Origin of the sequence: Aeromonas schubertii (genome assembly GCF_000820105.1) — a bacterium.
In the GTDB taxonomy this organism is placed as follows: domain Bacteria; phylum Pseudomonadota; class Gammaproteobacteria; order Enterobacterales; family Aeromonadaceae; genus Aeromonas; species Aeromonas schubertii.
The window spans coordinates 63,558-83,928 of sequence record NZ_CDDB01000047.1 but is presented as its reverse complement, the minus strand read 5'-3'; the positions used below and the strand labels follow the sequence as shown (position 1 = coordinate 83,928).

The window sequence follows — 20,371 nt, the reverse complement described above, 5'->3', positions numbered from 1 at the left end:
ATCCACTTGTTCGCACCTTCCCTAAAAGTGGATGGAGATATGATCAATTTTTTGAAAAAGTGCCTATGAGCATGATGCCATCTATCTATAGCTCTTGTGATGTTTTTATCAAAATGAGCAGGATTGAAGGCTTCTTTGGTCCTCCACTTGAAGCTATGGGTTGTGGATGTGTTCCTGTTGTTGGTAAAGTGACAGGTTGGGACGAGTACATTATCGATGGTTATAATGCAATAGCAGTTGAACTAAGCGATGTCAAAGCAGCAAAACAAGCCGTTCAACGGCTTATCAATGATGATGCTTTGTTTAATTTGCTCTTAAAAAATGGAGCAAAAACTGCTACCGAATGGCCTTGGATTGAGTCATTTAAAAGGTTAGATTTACTTATTGAACGTGAATAAAGCTTTACTGTAATGGTGGTGGTCATGAACTATTTTTAGTATGAGCTTTTTACTCGCGCTATATATTTTGGTGTTTATGACTGCCATCATATTTTTAGGTATTGCATGGTTAAACAAATGACTTGTTATAATTAAATTTCGTTTTTCGTTTTTCGTTTTTTGTTGTTTGTTTTTTGTTTGTTTTTATGTATGAATAAAAATTCATATTTACTATACATGGTGAAAGGGCTATTGCTTGCTTTTGCCTAAACGAAGTCAATGAGCCATGTCAAAAAAAACTGTTGCTATTAGTCTTGTCATCTTTAATGTTGACATAGAGCTTTTAAATAGAACTCTTGTTAACATTGTCAAAGCTTCTAAACAGACATTATATAATTTAGAAATTCATGTGAGAGATAACTCTTTAACATCCTCAGATGAAGTCGGTAGTTTGTTGGAGATACTAGCTAAGAATATTGTGATAAATTACTCCCATGATGGTATGAACGTGGGTTATGGGGATGGACATAATAGTTGTTTAACGCAAGGAAATTACCACCTTATCCTCAACCCTGATCTTGAAGTTGCCCCAGATGCACTGAAAAATGCACTCGAGTTTATGGACCAACATCCGGATTGTGGATTATTGACACCTTTCGCTACATGGGAAGATGGTGAGGTACAACGGCTTTGTAAACGCTATCCAACCGTATTAGATTTACTGTTGCGTGGTTTTGCGCCCGCGTTTGTGAAGAAGTTATTCCAGACGCGCCTGGCGAAATATGAGATGGCAGATCAGCTCAACAATCGTGACATGCTGTGGGATCCACCCATTGTCAGTGGTTGTTTTATGCTGTTTCGCACAGATGTTTTGCAGCAGCTCGGAGGGTTTGACCCTCGCTTCTTCCTCTATTTTGAAGATTTTGACATCAGTTTGCGAGCAGGAAAGATCAGCCGGATTGCTTATGTCCCTCAGGTGAAGGTCGTTCATCACGGTGGTCATGCATCCCGCAAAGGCTGGCGCCATATCTGGATGTTTGGGCGTTCCATGGTGACTTTCTTCAATATTCACGGTTGGCGTTGGTGGTAATGGCAGATATCAAAAGTACAGTCTTGGTCACAGGAGCCAACGGATTTGTAGGCAAGGCGGTCTGTGAACACCTGCTGGCGCTGGGGGCGAATGTTAAAGGTGCGGTGCGATGTCACTCGCGGGCTTCTTACCACGTTCAGGCTCCCTCTCTGACTGCGGATGCCAACTGGACAGTCCAATTGCAACAGGTGGATGTGGTTGTTCACTGTGCTGCCAGGGTGCATGTAATGTCGGATACCGCGACAGATCCCCTGGCTGCGTTTCGAGCGGTGAATACAGAGGGCACCCTCACGCTTGCTCGACAAGCGGCTGAGGTTGGGGTGAAGCGCTTCATCTTTATCAGCTCGATCAAAGTGAATGGCGAGCAGACCGAGCCAGGCAAGCCATTTGATGAGCATGTGCAAAGTCCGCCAGAAGATCCCTATGGACGCTCGAAGTATGAGGCGGAACAGGGACTGATGGCACTCGCGAAAGAGTGTGGTATGGCTGTAACCATCATCCGTCCTCCTCTTATTTACGGAGAAGGGGTGAAGGCTAACTTTGCCAGCATGATGAGGTGGGGGCGCAAAGGGATCCCGCTACCCTTTGCCCGTTTGACCAATGCGCGTAGCCTGTTGGCGTTACCTAATCTGTGTGACTTCATTTCCCATGCGATGGCGCACCCTGCCGCAGTGAACCAGGTCTTTTTAGTCGCAGATCCCGTCGCGGTGTCGACGTCGCAGTTGCTGGCCGCGATTGCAGAAGCAGAAGGGGTTGCCTGTCGATTGTTTTATCTTCCACCAGGAGTGATAAGAGGGCTTGGCCGCTGTTTGGGGATGGATGCCAAGCTGCAACGGATTGTTGGCTCTCTGGAAATGGATACCAGTAAGGCTCAGAGCCGATTACAATGGTCGGCACCCTATTCGCTCTCTCAGACCCTATCTCTGATGATGTCGATCCATAGTGAGTCGTCTTGATGCTGGCATTTGTTTTGTTGTCGATATTTTGTCTATTTCTTTCAATCACCATGACCGGCCTGCTCAGGTGCTACGCCCAGACCCGCTTGCTTGACCAACCCAATCATCGCAGTTCGCATCAGGTACCTACCCCGAGAGGCGGTGGCATGGCTATCGTGGCGACTTTTCTGCTGGCTGCCCCGTTGTTTGTCACCTTGATCCCACTGCCCTCCGGCATATCCCAGAGCAGCTTCGCATTGATATGGGCTGCGGCGCTGGGGATTGCCTTGGTTGGTTTTATCGATGACCACATCTCTCTCAAGCCCCGAACCCGCCTGATTGTGCAGAGCATGGTGGCAGCTTTGGTGGTATCTGCGGTTGATGGTTTGCCTGCGCTGACCTTCTTTGGTTGGCAGCTGGATCTTGCCTGGTTTGGTTACCTGCTGGCTTGGCTGGGGGTGATCTGGTTTATCAATCTTTACAACTTTATGGATGGCATCGATGGATTGGCGGCCAGCGAGGCCGTTGTTGTCTGCCTGTCCATGGGGTTATTGCATTATCTGGTTGGAGAGACGTGGTCGTCAGCGGGCCTGACCCTGCTACTGGGAATTTCGGCAGCGGGCTTCTTGTGCTGGAATTTTCCGCCCGCCAGGATCTTTATGGGGGATGGTGGCAGCGGTTTTCTTGGCTTGATGCTGGCTTCCCTGATGCTGCTGGATGCCGTTTCTGCGCCTCAATTCCTGTGGGCATGGCTCGTCATGCTCGGGGTCTTTGTGGTTGATGCGACCTGGACCTTGCTGAAGCGCTTTCGTCTGAAATGTCGTCTGAGTGAGGCTCATCGTACTCATGGCTATCAATATCTGGCGAGACGTTGGCAGAGCCATCGAAACGTGACATTGGCTGTGCTTCTTATAAATAGCCTCTGGCTTGCTCCGATCGCAGTCATGATTGTATTGGGCCAGCTCGATGGTGTGATCGGTTTGGTCATTGCCTACTTGCCGTTAGCTTATCTTGCGTATCACCTGAATGCAGGAGTACCAGAATGAGAAATGCGCTTTTACCCGGTGGGAGCTGGCTACTGACTTGCTTAGGCTCCCTGTCACGAGCCAGCAAGCGTACCGTTTCTGTTGTCGTTGACATACTCCTGCTCACCATGAGCTATTGGGGCGCGTACTGGATCCGGCTTGAACATGGCTGGCCAATCGACAGCCCCCATCACTGGGCACTGCTTGGTGCAGTTATCATCGTCAGCATCAGTTTGTTTGTGCGGCTGGGGCTGTATCGCGCGGTGCTCCGATATGTCAGCTTTCGGGTGTTATGGACAATCTCGCTAGGGGCATTCCTTTCAACCTGCTTCTTTGTTATCTCTGCGTTTTACTTCGATATCTTTCTGCCCAGAACAGTCTCGGTTATCTATCTCTCTTTTTTGGTGCTGTTGGTCGGTGGTGTGCGGCTGTTTTTCCGGGCGTTGCTCAATACTACCCGTCTGGCACGTTCTCAGGTGTTGATCTACGGCGCGGGCTCTTCGGGCCGACAGCTGCAAATGGCCTTGTTGCAAGGCAATGAGTTTTATCCCGTTGCCTTTGTCGATGATGATCCCGCCAAGCAGGGGTGTGTGATCCAGGGATGTACCGTTTATCACAGTGCTCAGCTGCCAATCCTGATTGATCACCATGGGATCCAGAAGATTTTGTTGGCCATGCCGAGCAGCACCAGAGCGCGTCGTCAGGAAGTGATCAATGCACTTGAACCCCTCTCTTGCGAAGTGCTCTCCATCCCGGGGATGGCCGACTTGGTCAATGGCTCGGCCCGCATTGACCAGCTCAACGAGGTTTCGATCGATGATCTGTTGGGCAGAGATCCGGTAGAGCCGGTGACCATCTTGATGGAAGCCAATATCACAGGAAAAGCGGTCATGGTGACAGGAGCCGGTGGCTCCATTGGTTCTGAGTTATGTCGCCAGATCTTGCGGTGTCGACCGTCCACCTTGGTTCTGTTCGAGCTATCTGAATATGCCCTCTATGCCTTAAATAAGAATCTGCGCGAACAGTGTCAGCGTGAGCAGATCGAAACAGAGCTGGTGCCGTTACTAGGCTCAGTGCAGCGCCAGCATCGTCTAAAAACGGTGATGCAGAGTTTTCGGATCCAGACGGTCTACCATGCCGCAGCTTATAAACATGTTCCGCTAGTCGAGTTCAACATCATTGAAGGGGTGCGCAACAACGTATTCGGCACCCTTTATGCGGCGCAAGCTGCCATTGAGGCAGGGGTGGAAACATTCGTGCTCATCTCCACCGACAAAGCGGTGCGGCCGACCAATACCATGGGCGCCAGCAAGCGTATGGCCGAGTTGATATTGCAAGCCTTGACCCGTGAGAAGCACAACACCCGCTTTTGCATGGTGCGCTTTGGCAATGTCCTTGGGTCTTCGGGCTCTGTGGTACCCTTATTCAGACAGCAGATAGATAAGGGGGGACCCATCACCCTGACTCACCCCGATATTATCCGCTACTTTATGACGATACCTGAGGCGGCCCAGTTGGTGATCCAGGCGGGCGCCATGGGGGAGGGGGGCGATGTTTTTGTGCTCGATATGGGGCAACCGGTGCGGATCATGGAGCTGGCCAAACGCATGATACGCCTGAGCGGCCTGACACTGCGTGATGAGCAGCGGCCTGATGGTGATATTGCTATCGAGGTGACGGGTTTGAGGCCTGGTGAAAAGCTCTACGAAGAGTTACTGATTGGTGATGATGCCAGAGGAACCGAACATCCCCGGATCATGGTGGCACAAGAGAGCTGGCTGCCTTGGGGATTGCTGCGGCCCGTATTGGCTTCCTTGGATGAGGCTTGCCATGTATTTGATCATCAAAAAGTTCGGGAGCTACTGATGAATGCCCCGACGGCATTTGAACCGACGGATGGTATCTGCGACTTGGTCTGGTTGATCAAACAGCAAGATCAATACCAGTCGAATAATGTCTTGCAGCTACCGACACACAACATTCAGTTTCTTCAGTCCCGCAATTAGACGCTGGGTGATTGAAAACGCGCCAATCACACTGGCTTCGGAGGGGATGGGTCGCAAATTTGTGGGGCCAGTATGGTGTCTGCACATAGGTAGCACTAGGATAAGGGCAGATTTTTAAAAGGAAAAAATGCATGGAATCCTTGCTCAGCCCCCTCGAGGCTCGCATCATCGGCTGCCTTATCGAGAAGGAGATCTCGACTCCCGATCACTATCCTCTCTCCCTCAATGCGCTGGTCAATGCCTGTAATCAGAAGAGCAATCGTGAACCCGTGCTCTCCCTCTCTGAGCGAGAAGTACAGTCAGCCCTCGATCTGCTGATCGCTCGCCGTCTGGTGAGCAATGTGGCCAATTTCAGTGCCCGGGTCGCCCGTTATCAGCATCGCTTCTGCAACACCGAGTTTGGTGATCTGAAGTTCTCCCCCCGTGAGCTGGGGGTCGTCTGTGAACTGCTGCTGCGTGGGGCTCAGACGCCGGGTGAGCTGCGCTCTCGCACGGCACGCCTGTGCGAGTTTGACGACGTGGGCCAGGTTGAGGCTGTGCTTCAGGCGCTCACCGAGCGTGGCCCCTATGTGGTCAAGTTGCCGCGTGAGGCCGGCAAGCGCGAGTCCAGGTATACCCATCTCTTCAGCGGTGCCCCCGAGGCAGGCGTCGCGGGCGAGCCCTCCGGTGATCGGCTTGCCGAGTTGGAGGCCGAAAATGCAGCCCTGCGTGCCGAGGTGGAAAGGTTGCAGCGAATGCTCGCAGATTTTCAATTTCATCAATAAGTTAACAAGCCCCTTTCGAGGGGCTTCTTTTTTGCTGGCACTGTCATTAATTTGGCGTTTTGCCCTTGTTCAGCGGATCTTCAGGGATTAGACTTCCGGCAGAAGTTGTCGTAACGCCCATCGGAAGGATGAACTTATCATGCTGGATCTTTCTATTTTAATCGTTGACGAGAGCGCCGAGCGCTGTCGCCAGTTGTCGGGTCTGCTCACTTTTATGGGGGTTGCCTGGCAGCAAGTCGATGAGGAGGATCTGGAGGTCGCCATCGAGGCGGCGCCGGCACAGGGGATCATCGTTGGCGAGCTCAAGTCCCACACCCTGGATGCCCTGTTGGAGCGTTACCCAAGATTGCCTTTTCTCTCCCTTCTGCCGGGGCAGGGGGAGCAGCGCAACTATATCGGTACGCTAGAGACTCCTTTCGACTATGAGTCGCTCACCCGGGCGCTTCACTTCTTCCAGGCATTTGCCTCGTTCCACCCCAGAGGCCAGCAACACGACAAGGGGCAGACGCTCCTTCGTCTGCTGGTCGGCAAGGGGAAGGGGATACAGGAGGTGCGCCGCCTCATCGGTCAGGTGGCCGAGACCGAGGCCAACGTGTTGATCCTCGGTGAGTCCGGAACCGGCAAGGAGGTGGTGGCCCGTGCCATTCACGAGCTCTCCTCCCGTGCCAAGGGGCCCTTCGTACCCATCAACTGCGGTGCCATTCCCGCCGAGTTGCTCGAGAGCGAACTCTTTGGCCACGAGAAGGGGGCCTTCACCGGCGCCATTGCCGCCCGCCGCGGCCGCTTCGAGCTGGCCCAGGGCGGCACCCTCTTCCTGGACGAGATCGGTGATATGCCCTTGCCGATGCAGGTCAAGCTGCTGCGGGTGCTGCAGGAGCGTCAGTACGAGCGAGTCGGTGGCGGCAAGGTGATCGACGCCGATGTGCGCGTCATCGCTGCAACCCACAGGGATCTGGAGGCAATGATCCGCCAGCAGAGCTTTCGTGAGGATCTCTACTACCGTCTCAACGTCTTCCCCATCGAGACCCCGCCCCTGCGCGATCGGGTCGATGACATCCCCTTGCTGCTGCAGGAGTTGCTGGCTCGCCACACGGAGCAACACAAGGCCTGGATCCGCCTGACCCAACGCGCGACCGAATCGCTGATGCAATACCATTGGCCGGGTAACGTGCGGGAGCTCTCCAACCTGATCGAGCGTTTGCTCATCCTCTATCCCAATCGCATCGTCGATGTGGCGGATCTTCCCTCCCGCTACCGTCTGCTTCCCTGTGAGGGGACGACTCCGGATGTCAGCGACTGGGAAGAGCGTGAGGCTCTGGCCTCTGTCTTTCAGGATACCCCTCTGCTCGAGCCGACGGCGGCGCCCAATCCGATGCAGTTACCCCAGGAGGGGATCAACCTCAAGGAGATGCTTGCCGAGCTGGAGATCGAGCTGATCCGTCAGGCCCTGGAGTCCCAGGACGGGGTCGTTGCCCGGGCGGCCGATATGCTCGGCATGCGTCGCACCACCCTGGTCGAGAAGATGAAAAAGTACGGAATGACGAAGGAAGGCTAGGGTCAAACTCTTGACGTGTTGCAGTTAATTGTTTGATTATTAACTGCAATTTAGCTTGGCATGGTAATTGAATAAACTGACTCATGTTGAATCTTGAGTCAGGTTTATGACCATGCAGATCCACGCCGATATGACCCCGGCCTATCGCCAGCTCGATGCCATCTTTGCCGCCTTGCCCACTGGGGTATTGGTGCTCGATGACGGTGGGGTCATTCGCCGCGCCAATCCTGCCGCCGTCGGGCTGCTGGGGGAGCCCCTGGAGGGGGAGTTGTGGCGCGCCGTGATCCAGCGCTGCTTTGAACCCAGAGAGGATGACGGTCATGAGATCTCCCTGCGCGACGGGCGCAGGGTCCAGCTCTCGACCCAGCCCCTGCATGATCAACCCGGTCAGCTCATCTTTATCAACGACCTCACCGAGACCCGCCGCCTGCAAGACAGGCTCAACCATATGAAGCGCCTCTCGGCACTCGGTAATATGGCGGCCTCACTGGCTCACCAGATCAGAACCCCACTCTCGGCAGCCATGCTCTATGCCGCCAACCTCGGTAATCGCACGCTCAAGCCCGAATCGCGCAGCCAGTTTCAGCAAAAGCTGATGGACAGGCTGCAAGATCTCGAAAAGCAGATCAACGACATCCTGCTCTTCGCCCGCAATGGGGAGAGTCAGGTGGTGTGCGCACTCTCCCTCGATGAGCTGCTCAGTCAGGTTGCCTCGGCTGCAGAGGCCTATTGCCAGCAGCACGGCTGTGAACTCGAGATCCAGGCGCCGGATATGCCGCTGCAGCTGATGGCCAACGGCAATGCCCTGGTCGGTGCCATCAACAATCTGATCGCCAACGGCCAACAGGCCGGTGCCACCCGCATCATGGTGGTGGCAACGGCTCGCGCCAATCGGCTGGAGCTGCGCATCATCGATAACGGTCGAGGCATTGCCGCCGATCAGCAGGCGCGCATCTTCGAGCCTTTCTTCACCACGCGAAGCCAGGGGACCGGGCTTGGCCTTGCCGTGGTGCAGTCTGTCGTGCGCTCTCATCAGGGGGAGGTGAGCCTTGCCTCTGCCCCTGGCGAAGGGAGCTGTTTTACCCTGTCTTTGCCACTGCATGAGAGTGCAGTCGGTCGTCTTGGAGGTGTGGCATGAGCCAGGCACGCATTTTGGTGGTGGAGGATGATGGCGGTCTGCGCGAGGCGCTGGTCGATACCTTGCTCCTGGGGGGATATGAGTGCCGTGAGGCCGACAGTGGTGAGCAGGCGCTGCTGATGCTCTCGCGTCAACCCTTCGACATGGTGATCTCCGATATCCAGATGGGGGGCATGGATGGCCTTACCCTGCTGCAGACCATACGTCAGCAGCATCCCCAGACGCCCGTGCTGCTGATGACGGCCTATGCCAACATCGACGGAGCGGTGCGGGCCATGCGGGAGGGCGCCATCGACTATCTGGCCAAGCCCTTCTCACCCGAGGTGCTGCTCAATCAGGTGAGCCGTTATGTGCCGGCCCAACGGGTCGAAAAACGCACCGTCGTGTGTGGTGATGCACGCAGTATCGAGCTCTTTGCGCTGGCCGCCCGGGTCGCGCGCAGCGATGCCACCGTGATGATCTCGGGGCCGAGCGGGGCGGGGAAAGAGGTGTTGGCACGCTACATCCACGATCAATCGAGTCGTGCCGAGCAGCCCTTTATCGCCATCAACTGTGCCGCCATCCCGGAGAACATGCTGGAGGCGACCCTCTTTGGTTATGAGAAGGGCGCCTTTACCGGCGCGGTTCAGGGGTGCCCCGGCAAGTTTGAACAGGCCCAGGGGGGGACCCTGCTGCTCGACGAGATCACCGAGATGGATCTGGGTCTGCAGGCCAAGCTGCTGCGGGTCTTGCAGGAAAAAGAGGTCGAGCGGCTGGGCAGTCGCAAGATGATCCCCTTGGATGTGCGTGTACTGGCCACCAGTAACCGTGATCTCAAACGGGCGGTGCAGGAGGGGACCTTTCGCGAGGATCTCTACTATCGCCTCAATGTCTTCCCCTTGCGCTGGAGCGCCTTGTGCGAGCGCCCCGGCGATATTGTGCCCCTGGCCGAGCATCTGCTCGCCCTCTATGCCGCCGAGCAGGGACTCCCCCTGCCGACCATTGAGCCGGCTGCCGCCGACCTGCTGCTCGAATACGGTTGGCCGGGCAATGTGCGAGAGCTGGCGAACGTGATGCAGCGCGCCCTGATCCTCTGTGATGGGGAGTGGGTTCGCGAGGGGGATCTGATCCTCGAGGAGGAGGAGATGGGAGGTGAGACATCCCTGCTGCGGGAGCGGCAGCCAGGTCTCGAGAGGCTCGGCAACGAGCTGAAGCAGCAGGAGCATCAGATCATCCTCGATACCCTCAACCAGTGTCAGGGGAGTCGCAAGGCGGTGGCCGAGAAGCTGGGGATAAGCCCCCGCACCCTGCGCTACAAGTTGGCCAAGATGCGTGATGCGGGGATAGAGCTGCCGGCCTAGCTCCTCTTGTCACCCTGTTTTATCATGGCTTTCTCAAGCAAGGTGTCCGGTGTCGCCCGGGCCCGAGGGAGCCATGATGATCAGCAACAACAAACTCGAAAATCTTCTTAATCAGTTACTTGAGGCTCATGCCGTCAAGGACTACTGCCCCAATGGTCTGCAGGTTGAGGGACGTGCGCGGATCCGCCGCGTCGTCACCGGTGTTACCGCCTGCCAGGCCCTTATCGACCGCGCCGTTGAGCTCGAGGCCGATGCCATCCTGGTGCACCACGGTTATTTCTGGAGCGGTGAGCCGGCGGTGCTCAAGGGCATGAAGCAGCGGCGGATCAAGACCCTGCTTGCCCACGATATCAACCTCTACGCCTATCATCTTCCCCTCGACATTCATCCCGAGCTCGGTAACAACGCCCAGTTGGCCGAGCGGCTCGGGATCACCCTGCGCCGCGGCCTGGAGCCCTGGAACAGCAAAAGTGTTGCCATGGTCGGCAAACTCGATGAGCCGGTTACGGGTGAGGCATTCGCCCGCCGTGTCGAGGCCACCCTAGGTCGTGCCGTGCTCCATGTGGGCGAGAGTGGCCCCGAGCTTATTCGCTCCATCGCCCTCTGTAGCGGAGGTGGGCAGAGCTATATTGCTCAGGCCGCAGAGCAGGGGATCGATGCCTTTATAACGGGAGAGGCCTCGGAGCAGACGGTGCATACCGCCCGTGAGATGGGCATGCACTTCTTTGCCGCTGGCCATCACGCCACCGAGCGTTATGGGGTGCAGGCATTGGGAGAGTGGCTCAAGCAGGCTCACGGACTCGATGTTATCTTTGTTGATATCGACAATCCGGTATAAAAAAAGACCAGGACAGAAAACCTGTCCTGGCTCTTCGCAGCAGCCATAGAGGCAAAGGGATTACATCAGTTGATAGGTTTGATGTTAATGGTTTGTTTCTTTTGTGTATACGGGTGTCGATTTGTTTTGTCCGGCAAGTGTCTGGAGTTTGAGCGGGCTCACACTCGAGGCTGGGGGAGAGTGAATGGAATTGCTTAATCGCGGGACGTTGCAACAGCTGGAAAGAGACATTGGCAGCGATATGCTGCCTGTGGTGATCCGGGTTTTTCTCGAGGAGGTCGGTCAGCAGCGCTCACAACTGGGGGCGCTGCTGGCGGCAGGGGAGGTGGTGGCATTGGGCCGCCTCGCTCACAGCATCAAGTCATCCTGTGGCAGCTATGGTGCCGAGCTGAGTCAACAGCAGGCCGCCCAGATAGAGCAGCGCTGCCGGAGCGGCGAATCCGTGGCAGCCCTCGAAAGCGAGGTGGATGCCCTCGAGCGCTCACTGGCGGAAGTGTTGAGTCAGCTCTCAGAGCTGGTGGCCTGATGGGGGTATCTGTAGCCACTGCTCGAGGGCGTCTCTGAGCTTCTCCCGATCGTGACGATGGGGGAGGCCGGCCTCTCCCAGCTCGGTCTCGATAACGGTGCCGGGCCAGTCACCGCGACGGCTACCCGGTGGCGCCAGCACGGCGTCGAGACGTCCGCGCCCCAGCAACGATTCGAGCCAGTGACACTGAGCCTCAAGACTCAAGTGGCCCGCAGGCCCCGCCTCATTGACCAGGTTGGTGATGAAGACGAGCGGAGCCCGGCTCTGCTCGATGGCTCGGGCCAGTTCAGGCATCAGCAGTGGCGGCATGATGGAGGTGAAAAAACTCCCGGGGCCGAGCAGGATAAGATCCGCTTGCTCGACGGCATCGAGGGCCTCACGGATGGCGGGCACCGGAGGGTGCAGAAACAGGGAGTGGGGTGGGGTCTCGAGTTGGTCTACCGACACCTCGCCGATGATGTGGCTGCCACACGGGGTGCGGGCACAGAGATCCGTGGGGTGCTCCGACATGGGGAGCAGTCTGGGCTCGATGTGCAGCATGTCGCTGATAAGCTCGATAGCGTCGAGAGGTCGCACGCAGAGGTTATCGAGGGCCAGTAGCATCAGGTTGCCCAGGTTGTGTCCGGCGAGCTCACCGTTACCGGTGAAGCGGTATTCGAACAGCAGACTGCCCGTGCCGGGGGTGGTGACCAGCTGATTGAGACAGTTACGCAGATCGCCCCAGGCGATGCAGGATTGGCTCTTGCGAAGCCGCCCGGTCGAGCCACCGTTATCCGTGGTGGTGACGATACCGGTGAGGCGTGGCCCAAGGAAGGAGAGGGCCGAGAGTACGCGGCCCATGCCATGACCGCCCCCCAGGGCGACCACCTTTTTAAACTGAGTTAGCGCTTCGATTGACATCGGACTTCTCTCTGCTCAGGGATATGAGTGCAATGATAGGGAAAAAGGGAATAATAATTGCTTGGTCCGGCGTTTATGCTTGAGGGGTCTATTGTGGATTATTTTACCGCGCAATCAAATCTGGACAGCTCAACGGCCGCTGCCCGGCACCTCATCGAGCAACTTTTGGCCCATAGCGCGGCGGCGCCGACCCTGTTGATGCTCTATTTTTCCGAGCGTTATGAGGCAGACTTGCTGCGCCGAGCCTTGCGCCAGGCTTTTCCCGATACACCGCTGGTCGGTTGCAGCTCCTGTCAGGCGGTGCGTACCGCCTTGCCCGGCGAGGTGCCGGTTGCGTTGGCGGCTATCTATGATCCGCAAGGGGCCTACGGGGTCGCCGGTGGCAGTAGCGGTGAAGGGGATGTGAGGCGATGGCTGCGTCAGGCGATGGCGGCCTGCGGGCGACCCGGTGAGCTGCCCCAGATGGTGCTGCTGCATACCACCCCGGGGGGGGAGGAGGCACTGCTCGCCGAACTCGACGAGGAGTTGGGTGGCGCCGTTCCTGTCATCGGCGGCTCGGCGGGGGATGATACGCTGAGCGGCCAGTGGCGGCTCTGCTGGCAGCAGCAGACCCTGACCGAGGGTAGCGTGCTGGCGGTGTTTTACCCCGATTGTGAGCTGGTTTTCCAGTTTCATGCGGGCTATCGCCCCACCGGGCACTCCGCCATCGTCACCCGGGCCGAGGGGCGTGAGGTGATAAACCTCGACGAGCGACCCGCCGCCGAGGTCTATGGAGAGTGGGTTGGCCAGGTCTGGCCCGAAGGCCCCGTGTTGCACGAGACTACCTTCTTCCCTCTGGCCCGGCACGCCGGAGAGATGTATGGCATGCCCTGTTTCAAGCTCTCCCATCCCGAGTCGGTGACGGCGCGTCATGGCGTTCGTCTCTTTACCGATATCCATGAAGGGGAGCGGCTCGTATTGATGCAGGGAAGTGAAACCGGGGTGCTCGAGCGCAGTTTGCTGGCCGCGCGCATCGAGCCGGCGTATGGTATGCCCGAGAAACTGCACCCCATCGGTGCGCTCATTATCTTCTGTGCCGGCTATCGTTATGCCCTGGCCGGTCGGGTGGACGAGATCATCGGTCACTACAATGAGCGCCTCGGGGGTGTGCCTTATCTCATTCCCTTTACCTTCGGCGAACAGGGCCGGATGCCACAAGGGGAGTTGGTGCACGGGAATCTGATGATCTCGAGCGTGATATTTTGCCGCGGAGCGTAACGCCGAGGAGCGGATGACCCATCACGATTCACAAGAAATGCTGGGGGAGCGGTTACAGGCAACCTTGGCGGAGTTGGCGCGGACTCAGGATAGAGAGTCCCATTATCGAAGCGAGTCTGAGACCCTGCTCAGGGGGATCGCCGCCCTGGCCGATGCGCAGGATCAGGATGCGGTATTGGCCGGTCTTATCGGGGTGTTGCAACCCTTTATCGGTTTTGAGGCGGCAATCGTACTGACTGTCGGGCCGAGCGTTTGCACCCCCATCTTCGGCTCCGATGGTGAGCACTCTCCCGCGTACTGGCCGCTGGGACGGGCCTTCGAGCGGGCGCTGGGGGGCGAGACCCTGGTGCTCTACGAGCCGGCGCTGCTGCCTGATTTTCTGCCTGTTGCAGAGGACCCCAGATGGCGCAGCGTACTGGTGACCGGTCTCTCGGTCCCCGGTTTCGAGGGGCTGCTGCTCTGTCGCCACAGCCGGCCCGGAGCGCTCGACCTCAAGAGCAAAGCCGCGCTGCAGCGCTGCCGTCCCTTGATTTCCCAGGCGCTGGTCAACATCGCCTATCGCAGCCGCCTGCAAGAGCAGGTGCGTCTCAAGACCCAGGCGCTGCAGGCCAGCAAGGCCCGTTTCCGTAATTTTGCCGGCATGGCATCGGACTGGTTTTGGGAGTGCGATGCCGAGCACAGGCTGCGCTATATCTCGACGCCCGATCAAAAGGAGCCGGCCCTGAGCCAGAACCTGATGGGAATGAGCCTGCTGGAGCTGCCCCTGATCCTCCATGAAGGGGAGCAGGACTATCAGCAGCAATTGGTTCGTCTCGAGCCGGTGCGTGGTTTGCGGGCTGCCATGCGGCGCAGGGAAGGGCTGGTTTGGCTCGAGCTCAATGCGCAGCCCGGTTTTGACGAGGGTGGCCGCTTTGTCGGCTACCGCGGCACAGCCAGGGATATCAGCCCCCAGATCCGCCGTGAGCAGGAGCTCTCGGCGGCCCGTGACTCGGCCCAGGCGGCGAGCCTGGCCAAGTCCCGTTTCCTGGCCATGATGACCCACGAGATCCGCTCCCCCATGAACGCCGTGCTCGGCATGCTGGATCTGCTGCACAGTGCCCCCCTCGCCGAGGAGCAACGAGCCCTGCTTGGCCATGCAACTCACTCGGCCAGGCTGCTGCAGACCATCATCGACGATGTGCTCGATCTCTCCAAGATTGAGTCGGGGACCTTGCAGATCCACTGTGAGGAGATGGATATCCGGGCCTTGTGCCAACTCAATCTGGCGTCGCTCTACCAGCAGGGGCGGGAGAAGGGGGTCGACATTGCCCTCACGGTTGCTCCCCATGTACCCGATCGTCTCTTCGGTGATCCGGTCAGGCTCTCACAAATTATCGGCAACCTGGTTGGCAACGCCTTGAAGTTTACCGAGCAGGGCCACGTCTCCATCACGCTGGAGTGGCACCAGGAGCGTCTCTATGTGACGGTGGACGACAGCGGGATCGGCATTGACGAGGCGCAGGTCGAGCGCCTGTTTGAGCCCTTTGTTCAGGGGGACAACTCCTCGTCACGCAGCTATGAGGGAGCTGGACTGGGTCTGGCTATCTGCAAGCGGCTGGTGCACCAGATGGGGGGGGAGATAGGTGTACAGAGCCAGCCTGGGCGGGGAAGCCGCTTCTGGTTCGAGCTACCCGGTTTGTCGCTCTCCTGCGAGCAGCACGCCAGCGAGCCCAGCCCTGATGGGCCGGTGCGTCCGCTCGATGTCCTGGTGGTTGAAGATAACCGTGTCAATCAGTTGGTGGTCTCCCTGATGCTGCAGAAGCTGGTCAGCGGGGTGCGCGTGTGTGACAGCGGTGTAGAGGCGATAGAGCAGGTTGTATTGACGCGCCCCGACCTTATCTTCATGGACATGCGGATGCCGCAGATGGATGGCCTTGAGGCAACCCGTCGGTTGCGTCGTCTGGGTTATGATGGCGTTATCGTCGCCTTGACGGCCAATGCCATGTCCGATGACAGGGATGCTTGCCTGGCTGCCGGGATGGATCACTTCCTGGCCAAGCCGATCAGTCTTTCCCAACTCAGGGGTTGCATCGATACCTTCTTTCCAGGCCTCGGTGGATAAAAAAAAGGTCAACCTGGATCAGGTTGACCAATTCTTCAGCATAACTGAAGAGAGCACGGGATAAATCGGGTTGTTCCTACTATATGAAAAAGTCGTGCCAACTTTTTCGTTTGTTTTTTCCCGTTGTTTTGTCGTTATTGTGAGCGATTCTTTGCATATTGCGAATTTGTCCTTATGCAAAATGCGATAGTTGCATTTTGCATCCCCTCACGGGGTAATCAACTTGTGCAAAAACTGTCTGGCGGCGTCGCTGTTTTGTTTGGCGATGAGCCCCTGTTTCTCCTGTACCGGCATGGGTAACAGCTCGAGCCAACGTTGGCAGATCCAGGCGGCATCCTCATAGCGCTTCTCCGGATAGAGCTCATCGAGTTCCGGGTACTGGGCGAAGATATCCTGCAGCCGGGTGACCAGTACTTCATCGCTGTTGTCTGAACTGAGTCTGGGCCAGTTGGGCAGCGACTCGACCCGGGCACGCTTGATGCCGTGCTCATCGGTGTGTAGCTCATGAATATAGAAGCGCTCCATGCCGAGGACGGTGACACCCAGCAGCCCGTCATTGAGGGTGTAGAAGTCGATGACCTTCACCCGGGTCCCCACCGGAAGAATACGGCCACAGAGGCCGGTGGCGGTGTTCTCTTCCATCACGATGCCAAAGCCGCAGTCGCCTATCAGTGACTCCTTGAGCATCTCAATATGATTGGGTTCGAACAGCCGCAGCGGCAGTTTTCCCCCCGGCAATATGTGCGAGGGCAGGGGGAATAGGGCGATTGATTGTTGTGCCATGATACGGTCTCCCTGTCTGAAGCTGTCTCAAACAGGACTTTGCAGTTGGCATGCCAATAATAAAAAAACGGGCACGAGGCCCGTTTTCAGCTCACTTATCGTGCGCTTATTGGCGCTGCTCGAGATACATTACCGCCGCCTCGACACGGCTCTGGGCCTCGAGTTTCTTGAGCAGGCTCTTGACGTGAACCTTGACCGTGCCTTCTGAAATATGGAGGACGGAGGCAACCTGCTTGTTGGAGAGACCCTTTGCAATTTCGCGAAGGATTTGCATTTCGCGACGCGTCAGGCTTTCCAGCTTCTCTTGCAGATGGTCGGTCTCGTAGAGATTCTCCAGGTAGGGGCGCAGGGGTTCGCTCAGGATCTGCTTGCCACTCATCACCTCTTCCAGTTGCGCCAGCAGCAGCTCGGGTTCGGTGTCCTTGAGCAGATAGCCGTCGGCACCCGCCTTGAGCAGGGCGACCACATCCTGGCGTGAGTCGGAGACGGTGAGGATCACCACCCGGGAGGTGATCTCCTCGGCGCGCAGGGCTCGCAGGGTATCGAGACCGGAGAGGCCCTTCATGTTGAGATCGAGCAGGATGAGGTCGGGCTCGGATTCGCGGGCCATGGCGATGGCATCGGCGCCGTTGGCGGCCTCGCCGGTCACCTCGACGTTCTCTTCCAGTGAGAGCAGCTGCACAATCCCTTTGCGCATCAGGGGATGGTCATCTACGACCAGAATGGAATATTTGAAGTCGTCCATCAGGTTTCTCTTGTCTGAATAACGGGAAAAATAAGGTCCACACAGGTTCCCTGGGGAGTGCGATCGCTGATGCTTAACTGTCCACGAAGCTTGCTCGCCCGCTCGTTCATGATGCTCAGACCATAGTGATTGACTGCGGATTTGGATGAGCCTATGCCCACACCATCATCGGTCACTTGAACCCGGATAGTACCATCGGAGAGGGTTTCGCACCTAACATCAATCACCCGGGCGTTGGCATGTTTAATCGCATTGAGAACTGCCTCACGGATGAGTTGCAGTATGTGAATGTGTTGTCCTGCCTCGAGATCGCTGCTCGACAGGCGGTAGTCGAGCTCGATATCGGCCTTGGTTTGAGGCTTGAGCTGATCAAGCATCACCGCAATCGCTTCCCCAAGATCCGCATCCCCTATGGTGAGGCGGAAGGTGCCCAGCAGCTCCCGCAACTGGGTATAGGCATTACCGAGCCCCTCATCGATCTGTTGCATGGCCTGCTCGGCCTTCTCGCTCTGCCCCTTGGCAAAGGAGCGTTTGAGCAGGGTCGCCTGGATCTTCAGGTAGGAGAGGGCCTGGGCCAGGGAGTCGTGCAGTTCACGGGCGATGACGGCACGCTCCTCCATCAGCAGCAGCCGCTGGTGTTGCAGCAGGGATTGATCCTTGTGCAGCACCTGGGCCAGCAGCATGGCGAAGTTCTTCATCAGGCGCTGATCGATGGGGAAGTCGCTGATGAGATCGAGGCGGCCATACTCCTGCTCGTCCATCTGCAGATAAAAGTGCTCAACACCCTCGAGATCCCCCGGCCAGCCGGTTCGCCCCGTGATATAGACCGGCATGGCGTTACGCTCGAAACGGGTGAGACGAATATGGGCGATGCGCTGGTGGGCGGCGGCTCTGTCGAGCAACTTGGCCAGGGTGCGGCTACTGAGGGGGGCCTCGTGCAGCTTCTGGGCCGTGCTGTAGAGAAATGAGAGGGTATCGTTGGCCTGCTGCAGCTTGGCGGTCTTCTCTTCTACTTTGCCTTCGAGATCCCGATAGAGCTTGTCGAGTTCGCTGGCCATGGTCGCAAATGCCCCCGAGAGTTCACCCAGCTCATTGGGCCAGCGGGGGGGAAGGTAGAGATGGAAGTTGCGCTGCTCAATCTGTCGGGCGCAGGCCACCAGCTGATTGAGGGGGGCCACCACCTGGCGGCGGGTGAAACGCACCGTGAACCAGGCGATGACGATGATGGCGAGCAAGCCCAACCCCTCGGCCAGCGCCAGCATCCGCACCTTGAACTCCACGTGATACTGCATCTCGTTGACGAACTCGTCGATGGCCGAGACAAACTGCTCTGTGTTGGCCGAGTAGCGTTCGGGGGTGTCGTTTTCGATGTGCTGGCGCATCACGGCCCATTCGCTCAGCACCCGGCTATAGGTGCGGCGCAGGGAAGCCGGAGTGATCCAGCGTTGGGTCTCCTGCAGCTCGGCGGCATGGAGCGTCTGTTCGAACTGGTTGAGTCTCGAGTAGACCGGCTGCTCCCGGGAGATCTCATAGGCCATTCGGTAGGCCTGCATGCGCAGGGAGCCGGAGAGGTTGATGGCCTTGGCGTCAGGCACCGAATAGAAGAGCGTCACCATGGCGACCAGGGCGATGAGGCTCGCCATAAAGAGGATCAGCAACATGGATCGGCCGATGGCACTGCTCACCGAGCGCACCTCAAACCACTTTTTCATCGGAAATTGCAACCACATTCAAGAAATACCCCTTTGGTAACGTGGGCATAGTAACTCATCTTGTGCTAGCATCGGCACACTATTGAACTCCGAGCCGTCTTGCCTAAGTCCTTGTCTGGATAGGGGAGGCCGGCCGAACACCCGGGTTGCCGGCGTGTTAAGGGTCAGGAAAGAAATGCCCTGGCCTCCCGTATTTGGAAAGGTGTTTATGTCGCTGCTTGTGGACGGTCATGCCCGTCGTTTTCACTATTTGCGCCTGTCGGTTACCGAGGTGTGCAACTTTCGTTGCACCTACTGCCTGCCGGACGGTTATCAGCCCCAGGGGCGCAACCACTTCCTGACTCTCGACGAGATCCGCCGGGTGACCCATGCCTTTGCGGCCATGGGGACTCGCAAGGTGCGTCTGACCGGGGGCGAGCCCTCCTTGCGTCGTGACTTTACCGACATCATTCGGGCCGTGGCACAGACCCCGGGGATCTCCCAGGTGGCCATGACCACCAACGGCTATCGTCTCAAGGAGCGCGTCGCCGAGTGGCGTGAGGCCGGGCTCACCAGCCTCAACGTGAGTGTGGACAGTCTCGATGCCCGTCAGTTCCATCGCATCACCGGAGAGGACAAGCTTGCCGAGGTGATGGCTGGCATCGACGCCGCCCTCGCCGCCGGTTTTGAGCGGGTTAAGGTCAATGCGGTGCTGCTCAAGGGACTCAACGACCGTGATCTCGCCACCTTTCTCGCCTGGATCAAGGATCAACCCATTGAGCTGCGCTTCATCGAGCTGATGCAAACCGGCGAGATGGACTCCCTGTTTGCCCGCCACCATGCCAGTGGTGAGGCGATCAAGGCGCAGCTGCTCGATGCCGGCTGGGTGCAACAGCTGCGAGCCCAGGATGCGGGCCCGGCCCAGGTCTTCTGTCACCCCGACTACCGGGGAGGGGTCGGCCTCATCATGCCCTACAGCAAGGACTTCTGTGCCGGGTGCAACCGGCTGCGGGTCTCCTCCCTCGGCAAGCTTCATCTCTGCCTGTTTGGTGACGATGGGGTGATGCTGCGGGACCTGCTGGGCGATGACGATCACCAGGAGGCGTTGATGGCTCGGGTGCAGCAAGCACTTGGCCACAAGCTGGCAGCCCATCGTCTTCATGAGGGCAATAGTGGTACCACGCCCCATCTCGCCTCTCTGGGGGGGTGAGGGCGCCGGCCGCGCCAAATAGTCATTAATCGGTATTGAAATAGTCACCTGGCTCTGGGTGACTTAGTTAAGTTTTTGATCTAACGCAAT

The 20,371-nt window shown here is 57.5% G+C and carries 18 protein-coding genes and 1 riboswitch; of the genes, 14 read left to right on the top strand and 4 right to left on the bottom strand.

What is annotated here, in order from left to right:
* From BN1133_RS19675 to BN1133_RS09345, 11 genes are all read left to right on the top strand, one after another.
* Window positions 1–398, top strand: a 398-nt coding sequence (locus BN1133_RS19675) for a glycosyltransferase (RefSeq protein WP_157432341.1), incomplete at its 5' end; no start/stop codon positions are given.
* A gap of 265 nt (window positions 399–663) precedes the next feature.
* The gene (locus BN1133_RS19670) at window positions 664–1,467 is read left to right on the top strand and encodes a glycosyltransferase (RefSeq protein WP_082177974.1); all 804 of its coding nucleotides are present in this window, start codon (window positions 664–666) and stop codon (window positions 1,465–1,467) included.
* Window positions 1,467–2,423 (top strand): NAD-dependent epimerase/dehydratase family protein, encoded by a 957-nt coding sequence (locus BN1133_RS09385; protein WP_050666276.1) that lies wholly within the window; start codon window positions 1,467–1,469, stop codon window positions 2,421–2,423. The genes BN1133_RS19670 and BN1133_RS09385 overlap by 1 nt, the downstream gene beginning before the upstream one ends.
* Entirely contained in the window at window positions 2,423–3,448 is a 1,026-nt protein-coding gene (locus BN1133_RS09380; protein WP_050666275.1) for an MraY family glycosyltransferase, read from the top strand. The genes BN1133_RS09385 and BN1133_RS09380 overlap by 1 nt, the downstream gene beginning before the upstream one ends.
* Window positions 3,445–5,433: a nucleoside-diphosphate sugar epimerase/dehydratase gene (locus BN1133_RS09375; protein WP_050666274.1), complete on the top strand. Its 1,989-nt coding sequence runs from the start codon at window positions 3,445–3,447 to the stop codon at window positions 5,431–5,433. The genes BN1133_RS09380 and BN1133_RS09375 overlap by 4 nt, the downstream gene beginning before the upstream one ends.
* Before the next feature lie 131 nt (window positions 5,434–5,564).
* Window positions 5,565–6,197: a YceH family protein gene (locus BN1133_RS09370; protein ID WP_050666273.1), complete on the top strand. Its 633-nt coding sequence runs from the start codon at window positions 5,565–5,567 to the stop codon at window positions 6,195–6,197.
* Between the two features lie 139 nt (window positions 6,198–6,336).
* The gene (locus BN1133_RS09365; protein WP_050666272.1) at window positions 6,337–7,752 is read left to right on the top strand and encodes a sigma-54 dependent transcriptional regulator; all 1,416 of its coding nucleotides are present in this window, start codon (window positions 6,337–6,339) and stop codon (window positions 7,750–7,752) included.
* Between the two features lie 106 nt (window positions 7,753–7,858).
* Window positions 7,859–8,890 carry a sensor histidine kinase gene (locus BN1133_RS09360; protein ID WP_050666271.1) on the top strand — a complete coding sequence of 344 codons (1,032 nt, stop codon included), beginning with the start codon at window positions 7,859–7,861 and terminating at the stop codon, window positions 8,888–8,890.
* On the top strand, window positions 8,887–10,230 hold the full coding sequence (locus tag BN1133_RS09355) for a sigma-54-dependent transcriptional regulator (RefSeq protein ID WP_050666270.1): 1,344 nt from the start codon (window positions 8,887–8,889) through the stop codon (window positions 10,228–10,230). Before BN1133_RS09360 ends, BN1133_RS09355 begins: the two co-directional genes overlap by 4 nt.
* Window positions 10,231–10,306: 76 nt before the next feature.
* On the top strand, window positions 10,307–11,068 hold the full coding sequence (locus tag BN1133_RS09350; protein WP_050666269.1) for a Nif3-like dinuclear metal center hexameric protein: 762 nt from the start codon (window positions 10,307–10,309) through the stop codon (window positions 11,066–11,068).
* A gap of 184 nt (window positions 11,069–11,252) precedes the next feature.
* Entirely contained in the window at window positions 11,253–11,594 is a 342-nt protein-coding gene (locus BN1133_RS09345; RefSeq protein WP_050666268.1) for an Hpt domain-containing protein, read from the top strand.
* Here BN1133_RS09345 and BN1133_RS09340 read toward each other — a convergent pair.
* Window positions 11,577–12,494 (bottom strand): gluconeogenesis factor YvcK family protein, encoded by a 918-nt coding sequence (locus tag BN1133_RS09340; RefSeq protein WP_050666267.1) that lies wholly within the window; start codon window positions 12,492–12,494, stop codon window positions 11,577–11,579. The genes BN1133_RS09345 and BN1133_RS09340 overlap by 18 nt on opposite strands.
* A gap of 75 nt (window positions 12,495–12,569) precedes the next feature.
* On the opposite strand from BN1133_RS09340, the gene BN1133_RS09335 reads away from it, so the two are divergent.
* Both BN1133_RS09335 and BN1133_RS09330 read left to right on the top strand, forming a co-directional pair.
* Entirely contained in the window at window positions 12,570–13,751 is a 1,182-nt protein-coding gene (locus BN1133_RS09335) for an FIST signal transduction protein (RefSeq protein ID WP_050666266.1), read from the top strand.
* Between the two features lie 13 nt (window positions 13,752–13,764).
* Entirely contained in the window at window positions 13,765–15,852 is a 2,088-nt protein-coding gene (locus tag BN1133_RS09330) for an ATP-binding protein (RefSeq protein ID WP_050666265.1), read from the top strand.
* Window positions 15,853–16,059: 207 nt separating this feature from the next.
* Here BN1133_RS09330 and BN1133_RS09325 read toward each other — a convergent pair whose 3' ends face one another.
* The 3 genes from BN1133_RS09325 to narQ form a co-directional block, all read right to left on the bottom strand.
* On the bottom strand, window positions 16,060–16,635 hold the full coding sequence (locus BN1133_RS09325; protein ID WP_050666264.1) for an LON peptidase substrate-binding domain-containing protein: 576 nt from the start codon (window positions 16,633–16,635) through the stop codon (window positions 16,060–16,062).
* Between the two features lie 106 nt (window positions 16,636–16,741).
* The gene (gene narL / locus BN1133_RS09320) at window positions 16,742–17,380 is read right to left on the bottom strand and encodes a two-component system response regulator NarL (protein WP_050666263.1); all 639 of its coding nucleotides are present in this window, start codon (window positions 17,378–17,380) and stop codon (window positions 16,742–16,744) included.
* The gene (narQ, locus tag BN1133_RS09315; RefSeq protein ID WP_050666262.1) at window positions 17,380–19,092 is read right to left on the bottom strand and encodes a nitrate/nitrite two-component system sensor histidine kinase NarQ; all 1,713 of its coding nucleotides are present in this window, start codon (window positions 19,090–19,092) and stop codon (window positions 17,380–17,382) included. The genes narL and narQ overlap by 1 nt, the downstream gene beginning before the upstream one ends.
* A gap of 76 nt (window positions 19,093–19,168) precedes the next feature.
* Window positions 19,169–19,313, top strand: a riboswitch (molybdenum cofactor riboswitch).
* Between narQ and moaA the strand changes: the two genes are divergently transcribed.
* Window positions 19,301–20,281 (top strand): GTP 3',8-cyclase MoaA, encoded by a 981-nt coding sequence (gene moaA, locus BN1133_RS09310; RefSeq protein WP_050666285.1) that lies wholly within the window; start codon window positions 19,301–19,303, stop codon window positions 20,279–20,281. Its footprint overlaps the riboswitch before it by 13 nt.
* The last annotated feature ends 90 nt before the right edge of the window (window positions 20,282–20,371 follow it).